Annotated in this window: 1 protein-coding gene; it reads left to right on the forward strand. The window is 76.9% G+C overall.

Features of this window, described 5'->3' with window-relative positions; translation table 11 throughout:
* Window positions 1–733 (forward strand): ROK family protein (locus CA983_RS44510; protein ID WP_425276526.1); only part of this gene is annotated, 733 nt, incomplete at both ends.

Below are 733 nucleotides of genomic sequence, written 5' to 3' on the forward strand. Positions count from 1 at the left end.
TGACGGAAGCCGCGCGGGCGACGGCGCCGGAAGCCGAGCCGCTGACGGTGACGGAAACCGAGCCGCTGATGGCGCCGGAAACTGAGCCGCTGATGGCGCCGGAAGCCGAGCCGCTGATGGCGCCGGAAGCCGAGCCGCTGATGGCGCCGGAAGCCGAGCCGCTGACGGTGGCGGAGGTGCTGCCCGCCGGGCCGCTCCTCGCCCCTGCCGGTTCCCTGCTCGGGGTGGGGGTGGCGCTGCCCGGGCCGCTCGACCACGTCCGGGGTGTGCTGCACCGGGTCACCGGCTTCCCCGAGTGGGACGGCTTTCCGCTGCGGGAGGCGCTGGCGGAGCGGCTCGGGGTGCCGGTCGTGGTCGACAAGGACACCAACGCGGCGGCGCTGGGCCTGGCGGCCGGGGGCGAGGGCGGCTCCTTCGCGTACCTGCACCTCGGTACGGGGCTGGGGGCCGGTCTGGTGATCGGCGGGAGCGTGCACCGGGGAGCCCGGACCGGGGCCGGGGAGTTCGGCCACCAGGTGGTCCAGCTGGACGGCCCGCCGTGCACCTGCGGCGACCGCGGCTGCGTGGAGGCGCTGTGCCTCGGCGCGGTGGCGCGCGGCGATGTCGAGGAGGCGGCACGGGTGCTGGGAGCGGGCGCGGCGAACCTGGTCGGGCTGCTCGACATCGACGTCGTCCTGCTGGGCGGCCGGACGGTGGCCGCGACGCCGGAGACGTTCGTGCGGGGGGTCGGGGC

Origin of the sequence: Streptomyces swartbergensis (genome assembly GCF_002148965.1) — a bacterium.
Classification (GTDB): Bacteria; Actinomycetota; Actinomycetes; order Streptomycetales; family Streptomycetaceae; genus Streptomyces; species Streptomyces swartbergensis.